This window comes from Pedobacter gandavensis (assembly GCF_032678745.1).
Lineage (GTDB): Bacteria > Bacteroidota > Bacteroidia > Sphingobacteriales > Sphingobacteriaceae > Pedobacter > Pedobacter gandavensis_C.
Map to the genome: position 1 here is coordinate 421,091 of NZ_JAVTST010000002.1, position 21,817 is coordinate 442,907.

14 protein-coding genes are annotated in these 21,817 nt (G+C 41.0%); 7 read left to right on the forward strand and 7 right to left on the reverse strand.

The genetic code is table 11. From position 1 onward, the window contains the following. The first annotated feature begins 161 nt into the window (after positions 1 to 161). The 5 genes from R2S10_RS09515 to R2S10_RS09535 all read left to right on the forward strand — a co-directional run bounded on the left by R2S10_RS09515 (position 162) and on the right by R2S10_RS09535 (position 8,578). Positions 162 to 740, forward strand: a complete 579-nt coding sequence (locus tag R2S10_RS09515) for an RNA polymerase sigma-70 factor (protein WP_316840212.1) — start codon at positions 162 to 164, stop codon at positions 738 to 740. Between the two features lie 71 nt (positions 741 to 811). Further along, entirely contained in the window at positions 812 to 1,972 is a 1,161-nt protein-coding gene (locus R2S10_RS09520; RefSeq protein ID WP_316840213.1) for a FecR family protein, read from the forward strand. Positions 1,973 to 2,299: 327 nt separating this feature from the next. Further along, positions 2,300 to 5,740 carry a SusC/RagA family TonB-linked outer membrane protein gene (locus tag R2S10_RS09525; protein WP_316840214.1) on the forward strand — a complete coding sequence of 1,147 codons (3,441 nt, stop codon included), beginning with the start codon at positions 2,300 to 2,302 and terminating at the stop codon, positions 5,738 to 5,740. Between the two features lie 11 nt (positions 5,741 to 5,751). Next, complete coding sequence (locus R2S10_RS09530) at positions 5,752 to 7,152, forward strand: RagB/SusD family nutrient uptake outer membrane protein (RefSeq protein WP_316840215.1); 1,401 nt, start codon at positions 5,752 to 5,754, stop codon at positions 7,150 to 7,152. Between the two features lie 4 nt (positions 7,153 to 7,156). Beyond that, the gene (locus R2S10_RS09535; RefSeq protein ID WP_316840216.1) at positions 7,157 to 8,578 is read left to right on the forward strand and encodes a TlpA disulfide reductase family protein; all 1,422 of its coding nucleotides are present in this window, start codon (positions 7,157 to 7,159) and stop codon (positions 8,576 to 8,578) included. Between the two features lie 122 nt (positions 8,579 to 8,700). Here the strand turns inward: R2S10_RS09535 and R2S10_RS09540 are convergent, their stop codons facing one another. Next, positions 8,701 to 9,174: an FKBP-type peptidyl-prolyl cis-trans isomerase gene (locus tag R2S10_RS09540; protein WP_316840217.1), complete on the reverse strand. Its 474-nt coding sequence runs from the start codon at positions 9,172 to 9,174 to the stop codon at positions 8,701 to 8,703. Positions 9,175 to 9,283: 109 nt separating this feature from the next. Here R2S10_RS09540 and R2S10_RS09545 point away from each other — a divergent pair, with 109 nt between their 5' ends. Then, positions 9,284 to 10,192 (forward strand): urea transporter, encoded by a 909-nt coding sequence (locus tag R2S10_RS09545; protein ID WP_316840218.1) that lies wholly within the window; start codon positions 9,284 to 9,286, stop codon positions 10,190 to 10,192. Between the two features lie 65 nt (positions 10,193 to 10,257). Here the strand turns inward: R2S10_RS09545 and R2S10_RS09550 are convergent, their stop codons facing one another. From R2S10_RS09550 to R2S10_RS09575, 6 genes are all read right to left on the reverse strand, one after another. Then, positions 10,258 to 11,778, reverse strand: coding sequence for a sulfatase (locus tag R2S10_RS09550; RefSeq protein ID WP_316840219.1), 1,521 nt, complete (start codon positions 11,776 to 11,778; stop codon positions 10,258 to 10,260). Positions 11,779 to 11,831: 53 nt separating this feature from the next. After that, positions 11,832 to 12,209, reverse strand: coding sequence for a BACON domain-containing protein (locus R2S10_RS09555; protein ID WP_316840220.1), 378 nt, complete (start codon positions 12,207 to 12,209; stop codon positions 11,832 to 11,834). 20 nt (positions 12,210 to 12,229) lie between these two features. Beyond that, positions 12,230 to 14,092 carry a RagB/SusD family nutrient uptake outer membrane protein gene (locus R2S10_RS09560; protein ID WP_316840221.1) on the reverse strand — a complete coding sequence of 621 codons (1,863 nt, stop codon included), beginning with the start codon at positions 14,090 to 14,092 and terminating at the stop codon, positions 12,230 to 12,232. Between the two features lie 12 nt (positions 14,093 to 14,104). Continuing rightward, positions 14,105 to 17,569 carry a TonB-dependent receptor gene (locus R2S10_RS09565; protein WP_316840222.1) on the reverse strand — a complete coding sequence of 1,155 codons (3,465 nt, stop codon included), beginning with the start codon at positions 17,567 to 17,569 and terminating at the stop codon, positions 14,105 to 14,107. Positions 17,570 to 17,804: 235 nt separating this feature from the next. Continuing rightward, positions 17,805 to 18,953 carry a FecR family protein gene (locus tag R2S10_RS09570; protein ID WP_316840223.1) on the reverse strand — a complete coding sequence of 383 codons (1,149 nt, stop codon included), beginning with the start codon at positions 18,951 to 18,953 and terminating at the stop codon, positions 17,805 to 17,807. A gap of 84 nt (positions 18,954 to 19,037) precedes the next feature. Then, positions 19,038 to 19,601, reverse strand: a complete 564-nt coding sequence (locus tag R2S10_RS09575) for an RNA polymerase sigma-70 factor (RefSeq protein ID WP_316840224.1) — start codon at positions 19,599 to 19,601, stop codon at positions 19,038 to 19,040. A 178-nt stretch (positions 19,602 to 19,779) separates the two neighbouring features. On the opposite strand from R2S10_RS09575, the gene R2S10_RS09580 reads away from it, so the two are divergent. Continuing rightward, complete coding sequence (locus R2S10_RS09580; protein ID WP_316840225.1) at positions 19,780 to 21,804, forward strand: M3 family metallopeptidase; 2,025 nt, start codon at positions 19,780 to 19,782, stop codon at positions 21,802 to 21,804. The last annotated feature ends 13 nt before the right edge of the window (positions 21,805 to 21,817 follow it).

Genomic DNA, 21,817 nt, shown 5'->3' on the forward strand with positions numbered 1-21,817 from the left:
TCAAAGATAACAGTAAGTCCAACTTTTGAAGCACCGCAGATGCGACAAATTCGGGGGTCATTCCCGCCAAAGGAAAGCAAGCCTTTCAGCAGCTTAAAAAAAACAGGCATTGACATTTCAGCTCCTGAGATTTAATCGTAATTTTAGGGCGGGGTAATATCATGATTTCTTTAAGCGAATATTCTGAGGATGAACTTGCCAGTTTGTTAAAAAAAGGTAGTGAAGCTGGATTCAGCGAGATCTATCGTCGCTATTGGGATAAACTTTATATAGTGGCCAGAAAACGTCTGGATGATGCAACCGAAGCTGAAGAAATCGTTCAGGATGTATTCTGCAATTTATGGCGTAAAAGAACCAACTTTGAACTCCATAAAGGTTTTAACAATTACTTTTCCGTAGCCATTAAATTTGAGGTCATTAACCGCTTACAGAAAAGGGCGAGGACGCAGTCTTTTGAGAAAAACTGGAGCATTGAGCTTACTGAAATAGATCAAAGTACACAGGATCAGCTGAGTTTTAATGAGCTGAAACAATTACTGGAGCTTACCATTAAAAGTTTACCGGAAAAATGTCAACTGGTATTCCGGTTAAAACATGAGGAAGGATATGCTCAGAAACAGATTGCAGAACAGCTGGACATCTCTGAGAAGACTGTCGAAGCACATCTTTCAAAAGCAAGAAAAACGATAAAAGCTAAACTTGGAACCCTCAGTATCCTCGTATTATTGATCAACTTATAAAATATTTTCTTTTCCACTAAGGGATTGTTGCTTTAGCATTGGCTATCTATAAAAGCAGCGGTTCATATTTGATGGAAAATAACGAATACCTACAGCAATTAGCAGAAAAATGGAAGAACGGGACCATCAGTCCTGAGGAGCAAATTGAATTCAACCAATGGTATGATTCTTTTGACGATTCCCTCCTGGAAGACCCTGAGGCCCAGGAAAGCGTTTCTGCTTTAAAAGACAGGTTGTATGCACATATTTTAAGTGCGGAAAATATTGCTCAGCAGCTGCCCATTATTCCTTCTTCCAAACCAATATCTTTCTGGGTCAGTATCGCTGCCGCAGCGGCAATTTTTATGGCAATAGCTGTGGCCTTAATTTTCTTACCTCCTTTAAAAAACAATTCGGGTAATCTATATAGCCAACAGCAGGACATTAAACCTGGAGGTCATAAAGCCACATTAACCTTAGCAGATGGCCGTACTGTATCTCTGAATGATCTTAAAACCGGGGAGCTTGCCGAACAATCCGGCATCAGCATCACAAAATCTAAAGAAGGCTTAATTGTATATCAGGTAAAAGACGGTTCACAAAGCGCTGGCCATCCATCTGAATTCAATACCATATCCACTCCTATTGGAGGCACCTACCAGGTTGTGCTACCCGAGGGGACTAAAGTTTGGCTGAATGCTGCTAGTTCCATCCGTTTTCCGGCATCATTTGATGGCTTAAAAGAACGAAAAGTAAGCTTAAATGGGGAAGCCTATTTTGAAGTTGCAAAAGATAAACACAAACCATTTAAAGTATCAGGCAATCAACAGGAAGTAGAAGTTTTAGGGACTCATTTCAATGTCAATGCTTATTCAAATGAAGGCCCGATCAGAACAACATTATTGGAAGGCTCAGTCTTAATGCATTTCAACAATGGACCTTCGGCCAAATTGAAACCTGGTCAACAGGGAACCTTTAACCGAGGAAAGTGGAACATCGAAACCGTAAATGTAGCAGAGGTAATTGCCTGGCAAAAAGGAAACTTCGTATTTAATGACGAGAGCCTGAGTACTATTCTAAGGGAATTAGAACGCTGGTACGGTGTAAAAGTAGATTACAGTCAGGTGCCAGACCGAAAGTTTAGTGGTGTAATTTCTAAGAACGTCAACCTTTCCAAGGTCTTGAAAATGTTAGAGCTAACTGGTAACATCCAGCTCACATTGGAAGGCTCCAGCATTAAAGCATCAAAATAAATAACAACAAACCATATTCAATTTATCACCACATAAAACTTTAAAAATAAGGTACCAACAGGTACGAAGGAATAGACCCAGGGGGGCTTATAAATAAATAGAATGCAGAAAACCTTTTTTTGTGCAGCAACACAAAAAAAAGAGCCGGTAGTGCAGCAACACTACCGGCATTCAAGGAAGTTTCTTCATCAAATTAGAATCAGTTAACAAAACGAACAACCTTAACCTAACAAATTTATGAATTTCAACCTTCAAAGCAAGGGGATTTATCGCCGAATTACGGGCTTAAATTTATCCGGCTTTTTAAAATCCAAACCAATTTTTATTATGAAATTAGTTGCAATCCTGCTCACGGTATTGTGTTTACAGGTGAGTGCGGAAGGGTTTTCCCAAAGGATTACCATCAATAAAAGCAATGCTTCTCTAAAAAGCATCCTTCAGGAAATCAGAAAACAAAGTGGCTATGAGCTTTTGTATAGCTCTGATTTATTACAAACGGCGACAGCAGTAAACCTTCATATCCGCAATGCAAAGCTGGAAGAAGCTTTGAATCAAACCTTAGTAGGACAGAATTTCGGCTATGAGATTATTGAGAAAACCATATTGATCAAACCATTAAACCCGACTTCAAAAAACACGTTAAGGAATCCGGTAGTACGGGTATTGAAAGTTGTGCGTGGTCGTGTGGTTACAGAAGATCAGCAAGCACTACCAGGTGTAATTATTGCCGAAAAAGGCAGTAGTAATAAAACGGCGACGAATTCTGATGGTGAATTTGAACTTAAAAACGTAACAGACGATGCGGTTTTAACGGCCTCTTATATCGGCTATGAAACAGCAGAAATCCCGACAAAAGGCATCACAAAAGCCTTAAACATCCAGCTAAAACCTAGCAACACCAAGCTTCAGGAAGTAGCGATCACCGTTTCTACCGGTTATCAAAATCTTCCCAAAGAAAGAGCAACCGGTTCCTTCAGTTTCGTAGACAAGAAAAAACTGGCCATCACCAACCTTGGTTCAACAAATTTCGCAAAAGGCCTGGAAGGTATTGTTCCTGGGCTATTGATTGGTCCTAAAGGAGAAATGCAGGTACGTGGGGCTTCCTCTTTGAAAGCAGCAACCAGGGAAGTCCTGATTGTAGTAGACGGTTTCCCTGTTGAAAGTGGAAATTACACCATCAACCCGAACGATATTGAGAACATTACCGTATTAAAAGATGCAGCGGCAGCTTCCATCTGGGGTGTAAGAGCTTCAAATGGCGTGATCGTGATCACCACAAAAAGTGGAATGGCTACTGATGGGAAAGCAGTGTTCGACCTTACCACCAACCTAAGCATAGACCAGAGACCAGATTTTGGTAGCCAAAGAATTGCGAGTACCTCAGATTACATCGATTTTGAAGTAGAGACCATCAAAAAAGGATGGATTAATTTCGCAACAGCCGACAACAATCCTTATTCTAAAGTGGGCGAATTGTTCTACAAAAAATACAAAGGGCTAATGAACGATGCACAGGTAGAAGAAGGGCTTAACAACCTAAAAAAACTAAATGCATTAGATCAGCAGAACCTGATTTATCGCAAAGCTGTACAACGCCAAATCAACCTTTCTGTACGTGGAGGCACGGAAAAGCACAAATTTGCCATCTCATCCTTTTATACCAAACAGCTGACTTCCAATGTAGGCAACAAAAATGATCAGTTCATTCTAAACTTCAAAAACAGCTTACAGGTATTACCTAAATTGACGCTTTCTTTAGGTGTTAACGCAACCTATGCAGATAACAGCGGCAGCACTGCGGGCTACGATTTCTCTACCGGTCGCCCTTACCTTCCTCTACTAGATGAAAATGATGCGTATGTATCACATGGTTCCAGAGTTTCTGATCATTTGAAACAAGGATACTATGATAAAGGATACTTAAACTGGGATATCAATCCATTACAAAATATTCAAAACACAAAAACCAACACCAATACTTTTGCTTCCAGAATTAATATTGGCGCAGATTATAAGGTGGTAAAAGGTGTAAATATTACTTCTCAATTTCAAACGGATCTGAGGTTTATCAATACCGACAACCTTCAGAATTTAAACACCTACTATGTAAGAAATCTGGCGAATACCTGGAGAGTTTACGACGATACCAAGAAAGCCTATGTCAGCAGGTTCCCTATTGGCCCGGTATACGACAAGACCAAAGATCGTCAGAACAGCTGGACCTTCCGTAATATGGTCAACATTGATCAGCAAATCGGAACCGACCATTCCATTACCGGTATTGCTGGTATGGAACTGAGAAAGATAGACCGTAAAAGCAATATGGAAAGGTATTACAACTACAATTCTCAAGCACTAACCGTTGATAATTTCGATGCTGCTGCACTTGCAAATTATACCTTAACCTCATTGGGTACTTACGAACAATATTTATGGAACCCTGCTTTTGCTGAAAATGACAATAGGTTCTTCTCTTTATTTGCCAATGCCGCTTACACTTATAAAAACAAATACACCCTTTCAGGAAGTATCCGTACCGACCAGAGTAACCTTTTTGGAACAGACCCAAAATACCGTTACCGTCCCTTATGGAGTGTAGGTGCAAGCTGGAATGCCACAAATGAAGCATTCCTTGCTCCTGTTACCTTTTTAAGTAAATTGATCTTAAGAACTACTTATGGAATTAATGGAAACATAGGAAATTCCAGCCCATATCCAATTGCATCGACTGGGAAAAACTTCAGTTCTCAGGAAAATCAGTTGCTATTTACCAATCCTGAAAACCGGGCTTTACGTCCGGAGAAAACCTCCACTACTAATATTGGTGTAGATTTCGGTTTGTTCAACAACAGAATTACCGGTGCTTTAGACCTCTATAGAAAGAAAAGTTACGACTTATTAGGGAGCAGTATTTTGGATCCGACAACCGGATTTGAGCGAGCAGAAAAGAACACTGCCAGTATGAGTAACCATGGTATTGAGCTAAATCTGAATGCGAGAATTTTGCAAGGCGATATACGTTTGACTGCAGATTTCACCTTTGGCTACAACAAAAACAAAGTAACAAATGTATTGGCCCCTAATAATAACGCCAGCACTTATGTTGCAGGTATCAGTCCAATTAGCGGAATTCCTTTGAGCTATTTGTACAGCTATAAATGGGCTGGTCTTTCAAACAAAGGAGAACCACAAATTTATGATGCCAACGGAAATATCCAAAGCTGGTCGGCTACACGCTTAACTGATGTAAAAGCATTAAAATATGTGGGTACGCTAGATCCTCCGGTATATGGAGGGATGATGATCAATATTGGTTACAAGAATTTCACCTTGACCCCACAGTTTACCTATAAGTTCGGTCATGTGATGCGCATTAATACCACTCGTACTGATCTTATTGCAGGATTAAGCAACGATATCACCAACAGATGGCAGAATCCTGGTGATGAATTGCACACCAATATCCCACGCATTTACAACACTTCATCCATAGATGCCAGATGGAACGATTACTATAGAAAAGCTGATGTTTGGGATGACGACGCTTCATTTATCCGTCTAAGGTCACTGAGTTTATCTTACCAATTGCCAAAGCAATATCTTGGAAAGGTATTTACCGCAGCCAGCATCACTGGCCAGGCAAATAACCTATGGTTATGGACAGCCAACAAGCAAAATCTGGATCCTGATTACGTGAATTTAAGCACCGGTAGCATTGGCTTCCCTGCGGTAAAAAACTATGTGATCTCCTTAAATCTTAACTTTTAACCCTAACATTCATGAAAATTTCAACACTATATAAATCTTCATTGATCCTCCTAATTGTTTTGTTCGCTTCCTGCGACAAGCACCTGGATGTAAAACCCAAAGGGATCGTTATTCCAAGCACCTTAGAAGATTACCAAGCTTTAATGAATAATTCACAGGAGGTCAGCAGAACTTCCAACAATAGTATTTATATGAGCGATGAAATAGAGCTTTTAGATAACTATAGAGCTGGCGCAATAGGTTTTGCCGGAAATTCATCCATTAAGGCTTATGATTTTCAGGACGAATTGTACGATGTCACTGAAAGTGATGAAGACTGGAGGATTGCCTACCGTACCATTTACATCTGTAACACTATTTTATCAGGACTGGAAAACAATACTGAAAACAATCCCGCAAAAAGAGATCAGGTAAAAGGGGAAGCTTTGGTACACCGTGCCTATACCAACCTAAGTTTGGTCAACGAATATGCGAAGCATTATAGTGCTACTGCAGATACAGACCCAGGGATCCCGATGCCCTTAAAAGTGGATATTAATGCCTTACTGCCACGTGTTACTGTGAAAACAGTGTATCAGCAGATAGAAAAAGATCTATTGGAAGCCGCAGCCATATTGCCAGAAAAATCGAACTTTATTTACCACCCGAATAAAGTAGCTGCATATGGAACATTGGCCAGAATGTATTTATACATGGGAAATTGGAATAAAGCATTCGAATATGCCGACAAAGCTTTTAAACTGAATAGTTTCATCTACGACTATAATACTTTCTCTTTCAGTGTCCCTGATAATAAAACAACTGGTCAATTGTTAGGATATCCAAATGTAACACTGGATAAAAAGCATATTGTATTACTAAAATTCAACAATAAGGCAGGCGGTTTCAACTACTTTTTCACTTTTTCTAATGCGCAAAAGGCATCATATGGAACTGGAGATTTGAGGTTAGAACTGGCTTCGACTCCAAGAAACTACAGCGGAACGATATATCCGAATGGCGGATTAGGCATTATGGATACAAGGGGGCCTTACGACTATAACAATGCGGGAATTACCACTCAGGAAATGCTATTGATCCGTGCGGAAGCCAATGCACGATTAGGGAATACTGTTCCAGCCCTGGCAGATTTGGAAATTTTACGTGAAAAACGTATCAAAACAGCCAATTATGCTAAGCTGAGTGCTTCAAGTCCTGAAGAGGTCGTTAATCTAGTGCTTAAAGAGCGTAGATTAGAACTTGCCTTTACCAGCGCCCGTTTGATCGACATCAAACGTGGAAACCTGGAAGGAAGAAACATCAGCATTGTTCATGGTCCAAAAACACTACCGGCTAATGATCCGAAGTTTGTTTTGCCGATTCCTTCTAAAGTCATTAGTTTAAACCCGAATATCGTTCAAAACCCAAGATAATTAAATGAAGAAATTCTTATTATGTGCCCTGCTGATCAGCTCAAGTCTGATCAGCCAGGCAATAACCGTCATTAAAGGAAGCATTAAAACCAGCTCAGACCGCAGTTTCCTTGTTTCCTTAAAAGAGGTTGTTCCTTTTTCTTCTGATAAAAAACCTTTACTCCAGGAAATCAACCTGGGAAAACGGAATTCCTTTAGTCTGAAAGCAGACATAAAAACCGCTGGTTTTTATAGTTTAAGCCTGGTGATGGAAGCTGGGAAAAGCAAATCGGTCAATACCAGCATCATTTACCTGATTCCAAATCAGCAACTAAATCTGGAATACCTTCCTCATGGGGAGTTCAGTCTGATTTCGAATTATGCTAAAGTAAAAGACCAAAACAATCAGGCTTTACTGGAAACACAGGAGAAATACAATCAGAACATTAGGAAAATGTTTGTAAAAACTCCAGATACCCTCGGACTTAAAGCCGAGCTGAACCAGTTCTTTTTAATCGCTGACACTGCAATTAAAGATAAAAAGTTAAATCCAGAGGTAGAGAAATTCCTTAGGTTTAAGGCTTTTGACACCTACCAATCTAACCTGTACCGTTTCAGTTCTGATTACCTGAGGTTGATGAAAGGCAAGGTAGAAATCCAGGCTGCCTATTATAATGGGCCTGTAGACTTCCTATCTTACTATCAGGATCCCATGATCCAGCTCTTCCCAAATGCGACTTATAACCTAGTCAAATTCATAGAAATTCAGACCAAAGGAAGTCCATCTAACAAGAAGAAGACCCTGGATATTGTGAGCACAGAACTGGCCTGGTTAAAACAACATAACCCACCTGTAACTATCACAGATGAAGTATCAAGATACCTTTTAGCCAATTATACGGCTAGTTACAAAGTTTCCGGTGATTTTGATCAAGACCTTAAAGATTTCAATATGCTTGCAGAAAGCATCAAAAATCCTGGGTTAAAAAATCAGTTAATGAGCAATTTTGAAAATTTAAGGTACACGATGAAAGGTGCTTCCTTACCTCCTATATCATTTGAAAACGTTGCTGGAGATACAGTCAACCTGGCGCAATTTAAAGGCAAGTATTTGTTTATTGATTTATGGGCTTCCTGGTGTGTTCCATGTATCAAAATGACCCCTTACGTGCAGCAGCTGGAAAAGCACTATGAAGGTAGAAATATTAATTTCCTGGCCATTTCTATTGATGCAAACCGTCAGAACTGGCTGAGCAAAATGAAAGAGCTACAGTTACATGGTCATCAATATCTGGATTTACCGGGTGCTTTCGCTAAGCAGCTTAACATTAGCGGAATCCCACATTACCTGATATATGACCCGGAAGGAAAGCTATTGGTCTTCAAAGCAGATATGCCAGATCAGCCCGGTTTAAAAGCAGTCATTGATTCATTACCGGGATTGTAGTAGATAAACCCTGCTAAAGCAAAACGCCCTGCAACTCTTATTAAAAAGAATTTGCAGGGCGTTTTATTTATTCAGCAATTGCTGCTGATGTACTTTATCTATTGCAATAATGCTTTATTCGCTTATTTAGCGTCAACTAAGGTTACTTTAAAATCAAGCACTGAATTTTTAGGAATTGAACCTGATGGAGAAGAATTTCCATAAGCCAACTGAGAAGGAATAATCAAACGGATTTCACCCCCTTTTTGAATCTTAGGAATACCAATCTGCCATCCTGGAATTACACCACCTAATTGAAAGTTAATGGCTTCGCCACCACCATTGTCAAACATAGAACCGTTTAACAATTTTCCTTCATATTTTGCAGTAATCTGTGTATTTGCAGAATAAATCACAGTACCTTCTCCACGACTAATCACCTGGTAGAATACACCTGATTGATCTTCTTTAACATCCGGAATTTTATTGTCAGCAATAAACTTAAGAATCAGTTCTCTGTCCTTTTTTGATTGGGCATCCTGATCAAAGTCTTTAGAACAAGCTGCAAAGCATGCCGCTATGCAAACCAGTAGAAATAAGTGTTTTATCGTTTTCATCGCCGCAAATATATCATTTAATTGATTTTATAAGTGAAATCACTTTGTTTTTATTGCTAAGTTTAATGTTACAATTCAAGTATCCAGCTAAGTTTTTAAATTACGCCCTATGAAATCAACCCTACAAAAAGTTCCATTACTCGATCCTGTTTTAAAAGGAATTGGACAAATCATGTTACAGGAAAATGCCTGGACAGGCCTCTTGTTTTTAGCTGGTATCTTTTGTGGTTCCCTGCAAATGGGAATAGGTGCTATTCTGGCCACATTATGTGGAACCATCACAGCAAAAGTTCTAAAATATAAGGAGGAAGAAATCGAGAGTGGCCTTTATGGATTCAGCGCAGCATTAGTTGGTGTAGCCTTGCCTTTTTATTTCCAGTCGGTTGCAGTCATCTGGATTGCGATTGTGATCGGTGCAATTTTAGCCACGATGCTACAACACTTTTTCATTGTCAAAAAAATCCCGGTTTTTACCTTTCCCTTTGTATTCGTGACCTGGATCTTGCTCTATATTTTCCATCAGGTGTACCCTGTCGCTCCTTCTGATGTTTTAACAATGGAAACACAGTTAAACCAGGATTTCGCCCATGCTTTCCGTGGTTTCGGACAAGTGATTTTTCAGGGAGGTACCATTGCCGGATTGTTATTTTTCATTGCTGTATTTATCAGCTCCCCAATTTCCGCATTATATGCGATGACCGCCGCTGTATTTGCAGCTGCGATTTCAAGTTGCTTATCCTTGAATCCTCAGGAAAGTATTGCCATGGGACTCGGTAGTTACAATGCAGTCTTGTGTGCGATCGTTTTTGCGGGAACGAAAGTGATGGATGGATTCTGGGTCTTAGTATCGGTAATATTAGCCTTGTTTGTGGCCTGGTTAATGGCAACCTATAATTTCACCTTACTGACCTTTCCTTTTGTAGCAGGAACCTGCCTAACCTTAGTCCTTAAAAGCATCCATAACAACTTTTTCAAAATAGAGAAACCGACCAAATCAGGTGTCAACCAACGACACTAATAAATCAAAAACCCGGGTTGCTCCTAATGCAACCCGGGTTTTTAATCATCATGATTACATCCGGCTTAAAGCCCTTTAGCTAAAATAGCTGCAGCATCCTGATCTTCATAATTTGCAATCTGCTGATCTAATTCCTTTTTCATTTGAGCAGTCACCTTTTCATAACCTGGTTTCCCATATAGGTTATTCAACTCATTAGGGTCTGTCTTCAGATCAAAAAGCTCCCAGCTGTTCACACGTTTATAAAAACGGATCAACTTATACCTGCTGTCTCTGATTCCAAAATGCGGCGATACACTATGTTCTCCATTTTCGTAATAATGGTAAAACATCACCTTTCTACCTGCTACCTTTTTGTCCTTTAACTGAGGGAGCATTGATTTCCCTTGTATATCTTTTGGGATGGCAATTCCCGCAGCATCCAGCATGGTTGGTGCAATATCCAGGTTCATCACAAAATCTTTTGATACAGAGCCTGGTTTTATTACGCCAGGGTAACGCATTACCATTGGGGTGCGGAAAGACTCTTCATAGATGAACCTTTTGTCGAACCAGCCATGTTCTCCAAGATAAAAACCCTGGTCGGACATATAAATAACGATGGTATTCTTAGTTAAGCCTTGTTTATCCAGGTAATCCAGTGTTCTACCAATATTGCGGTCTAAAGAAGCTGCAGTACTCAGGTAATCGCGCATATAGTGTTGGTATTTCCACTCCGTCAATGCATTACCGCTTAAATTCTTTGCCTTCAAATCCGCCTCAATTGGCTGATAATAGGCATCAAACTTTGCCCTTTGCGCGGGATTCATTCGTTTCACAGAACCTTCTCTATCTGCTGCTGCTGTTGATCCGAACATTTTCAAATCATAGCCCATCACCATTGTTTTAGCGATACTCATATCCTGAATTTTCGCGGCCTCACGGGTTTTATAATCGTCGTAGAAGTTATGTGGCAAAGGGAAAGTAACCTTATCGAACATGCCCATATCGGTAGTATCCGGCAACCACACACGGTGGGTAGCCTTATGACCAATTACCAGACAAAAAGGTTTCGACTGGTCACGTTTGTCCAGCCATTCTTCTGCTACATCTTCTACCACATTGGTGACGTAACCATCATACCTTTTCTTCGAACCATCCTGCATCAGGAAATCCGGGTTATAGTACTGCCCCTGATCTGGCAATACCTGCCAATGGTCAAATCCCTGCGGAGTAGTTTCCAAATGCCATTTTCCGATCCAGGCAGTTTGGTAGCCCCCATTTCTCAGCTGCTTTACAAAGGAATCCTGACTCCCATCAAATTTGGAGTTTTCATTGTCTTTAAAACCATTTTTGTGACTGTATTTACCGGTTAAAATTACTGCGCGACTAGGGCCACAAATTGAATTCGTCACGTATCCTTTATCGAAGCGTACCCCTTCTTTGGCAATTCTATCGATTGCCGGTGTCTTCATCAACTTGCTACCATAGGCACCTATAGATTGAAAGGCATGGTCATCAGAAACAATAATGATAATGTTGGGCTGTTGCTGGGCATAGGTCAAGTGTCCGCAGAGCAGTAAAAATAACAAAGAAATTTTTCTCATTTTTTGGTGTTAAGGTTTAAAATTCAGGCGGTCTAACCTACCGCCTGAAAGGTTTATTTATCCTGGGTAATATTAAAAGTAACTGCCGGAAGGTTAAAGGTAGGGTTTACTTTTATAGAAATGACTCTCGCTACGCCACTTGTATTTTCTTTTACAGTAACCGGAAGTTTAAAATCTCCGGAACCATACATCCTGGTAATGGTTAACCAATTTATCTGCGGACTGGTGATCCACCAGCCATCGGTACCTGCAGTAATCAGGATATCTATTTTCCCACCCGCAGCAGGAATCGTGGCAGGCGCTCCCTCTATACTTGCGGAAAAAGGACTAGGTTGAGGTTTTGGCGAGTTATGTTCCTTCTTACAGGAAAAGCTCAGACCGATGAACATAACTAATAACAGTATTTTCAATTTATAACTAATTGTCTTCATTTCTTTTGATTTATAGGTGATTACCATCCTGGATTTTGAACCCACTGACCTGCAGTTAACTGAATCATTCGCTGTTGAATTGGCAATAAATAGTCTCTCTGTGGATTAAATCCGGAACCATTAGGCAGCACACTTTTATAAGGATCGATATAGCGCTGTGCATCGCCAGGGTTACCATTCAGGTAAAGATTTACTGATTTACCGCTTGGCGCAGTATCATAATACAACAATGAAGCGCTGTAAAATCCACCGGCAACATTCTGGCTGGTCATATCACTACCCACAAAAAGCGTCCCTAACTGGCGTTTCCCAATTAGCAACTCTCCTGCTGCTGCCCAACGCATGATGTCATCCAAACGCATCCCTTCAGCGGCCAATTCTACTCTTCGCTCTCTTCTTACCGCCTGGATTACATTGCTCAGGTTGCGGAAAGGATAAGCAGCATCGGTATTATACTCTCTATTGAAATCCACAGCAGGCATTCCAGCACGGATTCTCAATGGGTTTAGCGCATTTGCGATGGAGCCCGGATCCCCTCCTAGTTCGGCAACTGCCTCCGCATAGTTTAACAGTACTTCTGCGTAGCGGAAAATAATTGCTGGAGCTACACTTTTAAAATCGTCGGAAACCGCAGCGGCATTGTTATATTCCAGGAACTTATAGAGCGGATAACCTGTTGTACTTTTATTAAAGCCAGTCTGATTGATCGGCGGATACCCCGGAACCACTACTGCCGGTTTTAAAGGTTTTGCAGGAAGGGCTACTGTTTGTCCTAGTCGTGGATCCCTCAATACAGGGCTCAACTCTTTGGCATATACTTTTTGTGCATCTGCACGTTCAGTACCAACAAATGGCCTTCCATCTCTGGTTAAATAATCATCCACGAGGGATAAGGTTAAGCCCAGATCGGCTCCTCCTGTAGAAGTGTATTTACTCACACTATGGGCAATATTATCATTGGCATTGTATTTTTTCCAAAACAGCACTTCTGAATTTGCAGATAGATCTGTGGTAATAAACAGGTTTCCATAATCCTCCAAAGGTTTACCAGTGGTATAAACAGACCATTTACCACCGGTCATCACAGCCGATGCAGCATCACGCGCCTGTTCAAAATAACTCTGAATCTTTTCCGGGCTGATGTCTTTGCTGAAAAATGGATCGTTTTTAGCCTTATGGTATTTTTCCCAGGTCGCTTCGTATAAGGCCACCCTCGACTTAAAAGCCAATGCCACATCTTTATGGAGGCGCATACTGGCGCTATTGTTTGCCGCTGGCAGTAAAGCCACTGCCTGATCTAAATCAGCCAGTACAGAATCTACGATTAAAGTTCTGGATGCTCTTGGCACTTCCATTACCTCTTTCTCACCCGGCAAGACCTTGTTCACCCAGGTTACCGGACCGATTCTTTTCAACATTGCAAAATAGTAGTAAGCCCTGAAGAACCTCGCTTCCCCTAAAAACTTATTGTTCTCTACAGAACTTCCTTTTGCATTTTTAAAGTTTTCAAAGAAATAATTCAGGTTCCTTACCGCCACATATTCCTTAATTGAAGGTGCAGCACTCAAGGAAAACAGCCCAGTTGTGCGGGTATTTACAGCCGAGAAAACCATGTTATCAGTTCCAGCATCATTAAAGGCTATTCCTGCACCACCTACGGCTCCGGGCTGCAGCGGGAAAGATTCCGGATAAATATCCGTTCCCTGATTCAGCTGCGCTCCCTGATAAAATTGATTCATATACATTCTCAATTCATTGGTAGAAGCGAGACTATTGGTGGTAATTAAGGTATCGAGCGGTTCAAGATCAAGAAAGCCTTTCTTACAAGCAGAAAAGACAAACAGCAAGCCTAGTACAACACATATATTTAAATTCTTTTTCATTTTCTTCTCTTTTTATAAACCAATATTTACACCTATTGCATATACCCTACTCAAAGGGTAAATTTTCCCAGCTTCGACATCGCCAAGAATGGTTTCCGGATCCAGCATTTTAGCCAGCTTAGTGATCGTAAATAGGTTCTCACCGGTCACAAATACATTCACCTTACTGAGTTTTACCTTTTTGATCCATTGTTCTGGTAGTGAATAACTGATCGTTGCATTTTTCAATCTTAAATAAGCGGCACTTTGCATATATCTATCGGAAACCTGTTGGGTTTTACTCTTAAAAGTTCCGATAGAACCTGCTGGAGCAGCATATGGATTCGGATAATAAGCGTCAGTATTTTGTGGTGTCCAATAGTCCAGATGTTGTTTAAATACGGTTACCTGAGCTAAAGCTCCTGCTCCCCAGAAATAAACATCCCCATCTCCCGGTGCATAATCTCTTTTTCCAATGCCCTGGAATAAAGCTGAAACGGAAATCCCTTTCCATTGAATCGACCCATTAAAAGAGTAAGCATATCTAGGAGTAGTATTCCCGATAATAGTTCTATCCCCCATATCGCCCAGTACATTATTTCCATTGTTGATTTTCCCATCACCATTCAGGTCCAGGTAATTCACATCTCCAGGCACCCAATTCACCGGAGAAAGGAAGGAATGGTTCAGCTTGTTAAAAGCCGCAGCTTCTTCTGCCGTCTGAATTAGGCCTGAAGCACGGTATCCCCAGATTTCGCCCACTTTTTTACCTTCATACCAGGCACCGCCAGGATTACTATTTGTCGGATTCTGGTATTTCGTGACTACCGATTTATTATCCGACAACATCACTCCCAGCGTGTATTGAATGCCATTCTCAAGCTTATCGCGCCAATTGAATGACAGTTCCCATCCCCTTGTTCTCAGGTTGGCATTATTACTTTTCGGAGGTATCCCGCCAAACATATCGGCAACATCCAACGAGGGGCCTAACATGTCTTTCGTACTTCTTTGATAAACATCGATACTACCAGAAAGCCTGCCTTTTAGGGCTTCAAAGTCCAGTCCGATATTCCCATTCTGTACCTTTTCCCAGGAAATTTCCGGATTAAAAGGGTCTGGTGCTTTTATGTATCCTTCTCTACCATTTTGAAAATACCAGGGTCCACCTGTTCCCGATGGACCAGGAACCACAATTTTCATGGTCTGTGCATAAGAATATAGCCCTGCACCAGATTGATTTCCTAAGAAACCATATGATCCACGAAGTTTAAGCATGCTGATATGATCCTTTAGCGGCTCCATAAACTCCTCCTGAGCGATGTTGTAGCCTAGGGAGAATGAAGGGAAAAATCCCCATCTGCTACCTGATGCAAAGCGGGAAGAACCATCGTATCTGCCATTGATCTCTACCAGATATTTACTTTTGTAATTGTAGTTGAACCTACCAAAAAAGCCCTGTGTGCCCCAATGCGTACGTTCTTCAGTAGTCGTTTGGTTACCTGTAGCCAAGGAAAGACCAGGTCTGGTAGGGCTAATCAAATCCTGAACGGAAGAAGAAAGCCTGCTAAACTCATTCAATTCCTGTTGAAAACCCAACATGGCCGAAAAATTATGGTCTTCATTCAGGCTGAAATTATAAGAGGTGTAAACGTTTGGTGAAAAGTAATTGGTCCCTCTTACGTTACGCTCATAACCACCCAGCAATGGAATATTATACTCAGATCTGTTTACAAATTTAGGGGTCCCATCAATTCCATAAATCTGACCTGGTAATTTTAAAATATCCTGATTGATGTCTTTCTTCAGGAGGTTAAAATCAGCCATGATCTTCCAGTTTTTAACCGGTTCCAATTCCAGACCCGGCAAAATCGCCAGCGTTCTTTCCTTGGTCACATCGCTGGAACCAGATTGCAGGTAAGGAACGTTAGACATCTCCGAGAAATTCCCATTCAGGTCGTAAGGAGAAACATTCGGTCTCATCCTGGCCAGATTATGAAAGAATAAATTTTCAAATGCGCTGAATGGAGATTTATAAGTAGACTGCGTGAATTTGGTATTCAATTTCAGTTTTACCCAACTTGCCAATTGCGTATTGATGTTGGCATTCAGATTATATCTATCGTAATTGACATCCGCATAACGCATACTGCCACCCTCATTGTAATAGGCCCCTGAAACAAAAAACTGTGTATTTTTATTTCCTCCACTCGCACTTACGTTGTGCGACTGACGTACTGCATAAGGCTTATAATGAAAGGCAAACCAATCGGTATTGGCTACCCCATTAGCGGTATTCTCCCAGTTAGAGTAAAAATTATCATTGGCTTCAGGAAAGATGTTCATTCCTGTAGGATCCTTGATATACTGTTGCAACAAAGCCAATTTTTCATCAGAATATTGCTTGCTTCCTGTAGCATTAAAGGTTGCGCTATTAAAAAAGGTCGCAAAATCATAAGAATTGGCCATTTGTGGCAGCAACAGTGGCGAGGTTAAACCCACATTATTGGAATATGTGATACTGGTACGATCTGCTACTCCTTTTTTTGTAGTCACCAAAATCACCCCATAAGGCGCTCTGGCCCCATAAATTGCAGAGGCTGCAGCATCTTTTAATACGGAAATAGATTCGATGTCATTAGGATTTACATCCGACAAAGACATGGCCATTCCATCAACCAATACAAAAGCACCATCACTTCCACTTAGATTTCCAGCACCTCTGATGTTGACATTGAAACTTTGTCCGGGTTTAGTGTTTCCTGCAACCGATACATTTAATCCGGGAGCCAATCCCTGTAAACTCTGTGTAGCATTGCCTACCGGTCTGTTTTCTAATTCATCACCTTTTACTACGGATATGGCACCAGTCAGGTTTACTTTCTTTTGCGTACCATAACCAACTACAACCACTTCATTTAGCAATCCTAAATTAACCAGCAGCTTCACCGTAATTTGCTTTTGGCCGTTTACTTGCACTTCCTGAGTAATATAACCCAGGTAAGAAATGACTAAGATTGCATTTTCATCCAGCCCTTTCAAAAGAAACTGTCCGTTGGGATCTGTTACCGCCCCTTGTCCACTGCCCTTCACTTTTACCGTTGCTCCCGGAACACCTTGTCCCGTTTCATCCAAAACTTTTCCTTTTACTTCTATTTCGGCAGCAGAATTCCATTGATTTAGCATCATTGGGCTGATCTTTTTATCTTTCACAATCACACTCTTCCCTTCAATGGCATATGCGATCAGCGGTTGGTTTTTAAAGATGTGTTTCAATGCGTCATCCAGACTCACCTCTTTCACATTAATATCTACTGGTCTTGCTTGTTTCAGCGCATCAGAAACAAAGACCAGGTCAAAGCCACTTTGTCGGGAAATTTCATTCAGGACTTTCCTCAAGGAGGCACTTTTCTGCGAAATACTGATTTTATTCTGAGCAAAACCCGCAGCACTCACCTGTAGTAAACAGGACATTAACAACAGTACCGTAAGTTTCATTGTCAATAATATTTTGCATTTCATACGGCGAAAGCCGTAGGAATTAAAGGTTATAAATTCATACATTTGGTTTAGTTGGTTTTTTATGAACGAGGCATAGCAATGCTGTGACCCTCGTTCCTGGTCATTTATAATACGTTCGTGTTTTATGCAATGGGTACCTGTAAAAACTTAATCAGCCAGGAGCGGCTTCAACGCTTCTGGTTTTTTGTTACAGGCCTTTAGATAGTAGAATTTAAGGCATAACTGTAACCCTCCTTCCTTCGACTTTAAAATTAAATTTATCCGTACTCGAAAGCATTTTTAGTACGGCACTGAGGGGGGTGTCCCGGGAAATTCGACCTCCAATTTTATTCATACTGACATGAGGAGCATAAACTACATCCACATCATACCACCTTGCAATCTTTCTCATGATCGATCTGATATCCTCCTCCTGAAACAGGAAACGTCCTTCTTTCCAGGCGATAGCTTCCGCCACATCTATTGCAAGTACGTCCAGTTTGTTGGATTCAAAAACGGCTTGCTGACCGGGTTTAAGGACTGCTGATGCAGCCGAGTTAACCAATCTTACTTTTACACTACCCTCTAAAAGGCTTGTCTTTGTCTCTACTTCATCCTCATAAGCATTGACGTTAAAATGAGTCCCTAAAACCATCACTTCCTGCCCTTCTGTATACACTACAAATGGCATTTTCTTGTTTTTGGCTACCTCAAAATAGGCTTCACCAAGGAGTCTGACCTCTCGTTTAGCTCCTGTAAATGCTGCGGGATAACTTAAAGATGAAGCTGCATTGAGCCAGACTTTTGTTCCATCAGGTAAACTGATCTGGTATTGCCCGCCTTTAGGTGTAGCAATCTTATTAAAAGCACTTGCTTTTGCTTCTCCTTTATAAACCAATTGTCCATCTTTCATTTTAGTAATGGTTACTCCTGCTTGTTCAGCGATTTCCCCATTCTGCGCTTCGGACAGCGAAATTGTACGACCATCGGCAAGTGTCAGCATGGCGCTGTTGTTTGCTGATTTTACCCGCTGACTAATGTTTTGATTTGGAGCTGAAATGACTTTATCAGGCGCATTATAAAAATGAAAACCAATACTCAATGCGATCAGCATAATTGCCGCTGCTGCCAGCTTTGGCCACCCAAACTTCCATATTTTCTGAGGCAATGGTGCGCTTTCTTCAGCTACTGGTAGCTCTACTCTATTCGAAAGAAAAATCCAAATGTCATCTAATTGCTTGTCTTTGATTTCCTGAGGAAGCTCCGGTAAGTCCTTTTCCTCCTGTTTTAGGTACCAGGTTTCCAATAGCCCACGCTCCTGATCTGAGCAATTCCCTGCCAGATATCTCTTTAATAAATTGGTCACCTCTTCTTTTTGCATAAGTACTCAGGAATTTTCTCCATTTATACTATGACAGTTAAAGGCTACCCTAACAGGTATACGAAATAAAAATATTTTCTCTTTTTATAGCAAATAGAATAGAATGCCCAATTTGACTCTTAGAATTTTGAGTGCATTACTGATTTGCTTAGAGACGGTTTGAGGGGAAATCTGCAGTTGTTTCGCAATTTCCTCATGAGAATAATGACCATCACGGCTTAAGATAAACACCTCCTTCATTTTAGGTGGCAATGCTTCAATCTCCCTGCGGATAATCTGGGAGAACTCTTTTTCTCGGATCTGTTGATCAGTGATATAATTGTCTTCGTTGATGAAAGTCTGGATGGAACTGATGTATTTAGACTCTACCTGTTTATGCGACAAATGATTAAAAACACGATTCCTGGCGGCGGAAAACAGGTATCCTGGCAAGTTGTCCGTGAGGGGCATCTCCGATTTATTGTCCCAGAGTTTCACAAACAGATCTTGTAAAACATCTTTCACCACTTCCAGATCCCCTAATTTCTTATACAAATGATTTTGAAGCAAATTTTTGTGACGGTTATAAATCTCAGCATAGGCGTATTTATCACCTACTCTGAGCAGGCTGGTCAATTCCCGATCACTGAGTATTTTATATTCCAACATTACGTTTAGATCCCCAGAACGAAATTATAAAAATAAAGGCTAGTTTTATAATACTTTATCTATCAGAGTCCTGATTAGAAAACAGTCCTGAATTAGATGTCTCCGAAAATTTCAGATCAGGATAGCTTACATCTCCTATAAAACCTTATTTTTATTTATAAAACCATCTTATAAAACTATGAAACGAATAGCTTACCTCCCATTACTGGCCATGTTTGCCATCACTGGTGCTTGTAATCAGTCTCAAAAGAAAACCACAGCGGGCAGCGAAGATTTCAATTCCTCGAATCCGTTTTTTGAGGCCAGCAAACTTCCATTTCAGGCCCCGGCATTTGATAAGATCAAAGACAGCGATTTTCAACCAGCGATTGAAGCAGGAATGCAGCAGCAAATGGCGGAAATACAAAAAATCATCGACAATCCTGAGGCTGCAACCTTCGACAATACCATCATCGCAATTGAAAATAGTGGCCAGTTATTGGGCCGCGTAAATCGCGTTTTCAATTTACTGACAGCTGCAAATACCAATCCTGAATTACAAAAAATACAGGAAGAAGAAGCACCGAAACTAACCGCAAACAATGATGCAATATACCTGAACACCCGATTATTTGAACGTGTCGCAGCCGTTCATCAGCAGGGTGAGCAGCTAAAACTAGATCCGGAATCCAAAAAGTTACTGGATTATTATTATCAGCGATTTGAATTATCAGGGGCAAAACTTTCTGAGGCCGATAAAGAAAAACTAAGAACTTTAAATAAAGAAGAGTCGACCTTAAGTACCAGTTTCAGCAACAAACTATTGGCGGCAGGAAAAGGACTGGCCAATACCACGCAACAGCCTCCACTTTCGGGTATGGCAGATCGTGCTGCGCGGGAAAAACTATTCAATGCTTCCTGGACCCGTGCAGAGAAAGGCGATGCCAATGATACACGCAAAATCATTTCCAGAATTGCACAAATCCGTGGCTTACAAGCGCAGCTATTAGGTTTTAAAAACTATGCCAGCTGGAAATTACAAGACCAAATGGCGAAAACTCCGGAAGCGGTAGCGACTTTCTTTAGTCAGCTGGTTCCAGCTTCCACTGCAAAAGCCAAAGCTGAGGCAAAAGACATTCAGGCAGTGATTGACCAGCAAAAAGGTGGTTTCAAATTGGCGCCATGGGATTGGAATTTCTATTCAGAGCAGGTACGCAAGGCAAAATACGACCTGGATGAAAATGAGATCAAACCTTACTTTCAGCTGGATACCGTATTAGAGAAGGGAGTATTTTATGCGGCAACCCAATTGTATGGAATCACTTTCAAAGAGCGGAAAGACCTTCCCGTTTACCAGAAAGATGTCCGAGTATTTGATGTGATGGATAAGGATGGTAGTCAGCTGGGATTATTTTACACCGATTATTACAAACGCGATAATAAAAATGGTGGTGCCTGGATGGACAATCTCGTACCACAATCCAAAAAACTAGGTACCATACCGGTCATTTACAACGTCTGCAATTTCACTAAACCAAAACCTGGTGAACCTGCATTAATCAGCTTTGATGATGTCATCACCTTATTTCATGAATTTGGACATGGCTTGCATGGGCTTTTTGCGGATCAGCAATATGTTAGCCTTTCTGGCACCAATGTGGCTCGCGATTATGTAGAATTCCCGTCCCAGTTTAATGAACACTGGGCTACAGATCCTAAAATCTTAAAGCATTATGCCTTGCATTATAAAACCGGACAAGCAATGCCACAGCAATTGCTGGATAAGATTAAAAAAGCAAGCAGCTTTAACCAGGGCTACGAATTTACAGAAGCATTGGCTGCTGCAGAGCTAGACCTGCAATGGCATACTTTGGCACCTGGTTCGCCTTTACAAGATGTAGACCAATTTGAAACCAATGCCTTAAAGAAAACAAAGCTAGACCTGTTTGAAGTACCTCCACGTTACCGTTCCAGTTATTTCTTACACATCTGGAGCAATGGTTATGCGGCAGGATACTATGCCTACTCCTGGACTTCCATGCTAGAAAATGATGCTTATTCCTGGTTTGAAGAAAACGGGGGCTTGACCAGAGCCAACGGTCAACGTTTCCGCGACATGATTTTATCAAGAGGGAATACCGAAGACCTGAACAAGATGTTCGTTAATTTCCGTGGCCATCAACCGAATATAAAACCTATGCTGGGGAAAAGAGGCTTATTGTAAACTTTAAATTCTA

Bases quoted from the DNA above. Each gene is read 5' to 3' on its own strand.
- R2S10_RS09515 (WP_316840212.1), top strand. From the start codon at position 162: ATGATTTCTTTAAGCGAATATTCTGAGGATGAACTTGCCAGTTTGTTA.
- R2S10_RS09520 (WP_316840213.1), top strand. From the start codon at position 812: ATGGAAAATAACGAATACCTACAGCAATTAGCAGAAAAATGGAAGAAC.
- R2S10_RS09525 (WP_316840214.1), top strand. From the start codon at position 2,300: ATGAAATTAGTTGCAATCCTGCTCACGGTATTGTGTTTACAGGTGAGT.
- R2S10_RS09530 (WP_316840215.1), top strand. From the start codon at position 5,752: ATGAAAATTTCAACACTATATAAATCTTCATTGATCCTCCTAATTGTT.
- R2S10_RS09535 (WP_316840216.1), top strand. From the start codon at position 7,157: ATGAAGAAATTCTTATTATGTGCCCTGCTGATCAGCTCAAGTCTGATC.
- R2S10_RS09540 (WP_316840217.1), bottom strand. From the start codon at position 9,174: ATGAAAACGATAAAACACTTATTTCTACTGGTTTGCATAGCGGCATGC.
- R2S10_RS09545 (WP_316840218.1), top strand. From the start codon at position 9,284: ATGAAATCAACCCTACAAAAAGTTCCATTACTCGATCCTGTTTTAAAA.
- R2S10_RS09550 (WP_316840219.1), bottom strand. From the start codon at position 11,778: ATGAGAAAAATTTCTTTGTTATTTTTACTGCTCTGCGGACACTTGACC.
- R2S10_RS09555 (WP_316840220.1), bottom strand. From the start codon at position 12,209: ATGAAGACAATTAGTTATAAATTGAAAATACTGTTATTAGTTATGTTC.
- R2S10_RS09560 (WP_316840221.1), bottom strand. From the start codon at position 14,092: ATGAAAAAGAATTTAAATATATGTGTTGTACTAGGCTTGCTGTTTGTC.
- R2S10_RS09565 (WP_316840222.1), bottom strand. From the start codon at position 17,569: ATGAAACTTACGGTACTGTTGTTAATGTCCTGTTTACTACAGGTGAGT.
- R2S10_RS09570 (WP_316840223.1), bottom strand. From the start codon at position 18,953: ATGCAAAAAGAAGAGGTGACCAATTTATTAAAGAGATATCTGGCAGGG.
- R2S10_RS09575 (WP_316840224.1), bottom strand. From the start codon at position 19,601: ATGTTGGAATATAAAATACTCAGTGATCGGGAATTGACCAGCCTGCTC.
- R2S10_RS09580 (WP_316840225.1), top strand. From the start codon at position 19,780: ATGAAACGAATAGCTTACCTCCCATTACTGGCCATGTTTGCCATCACT.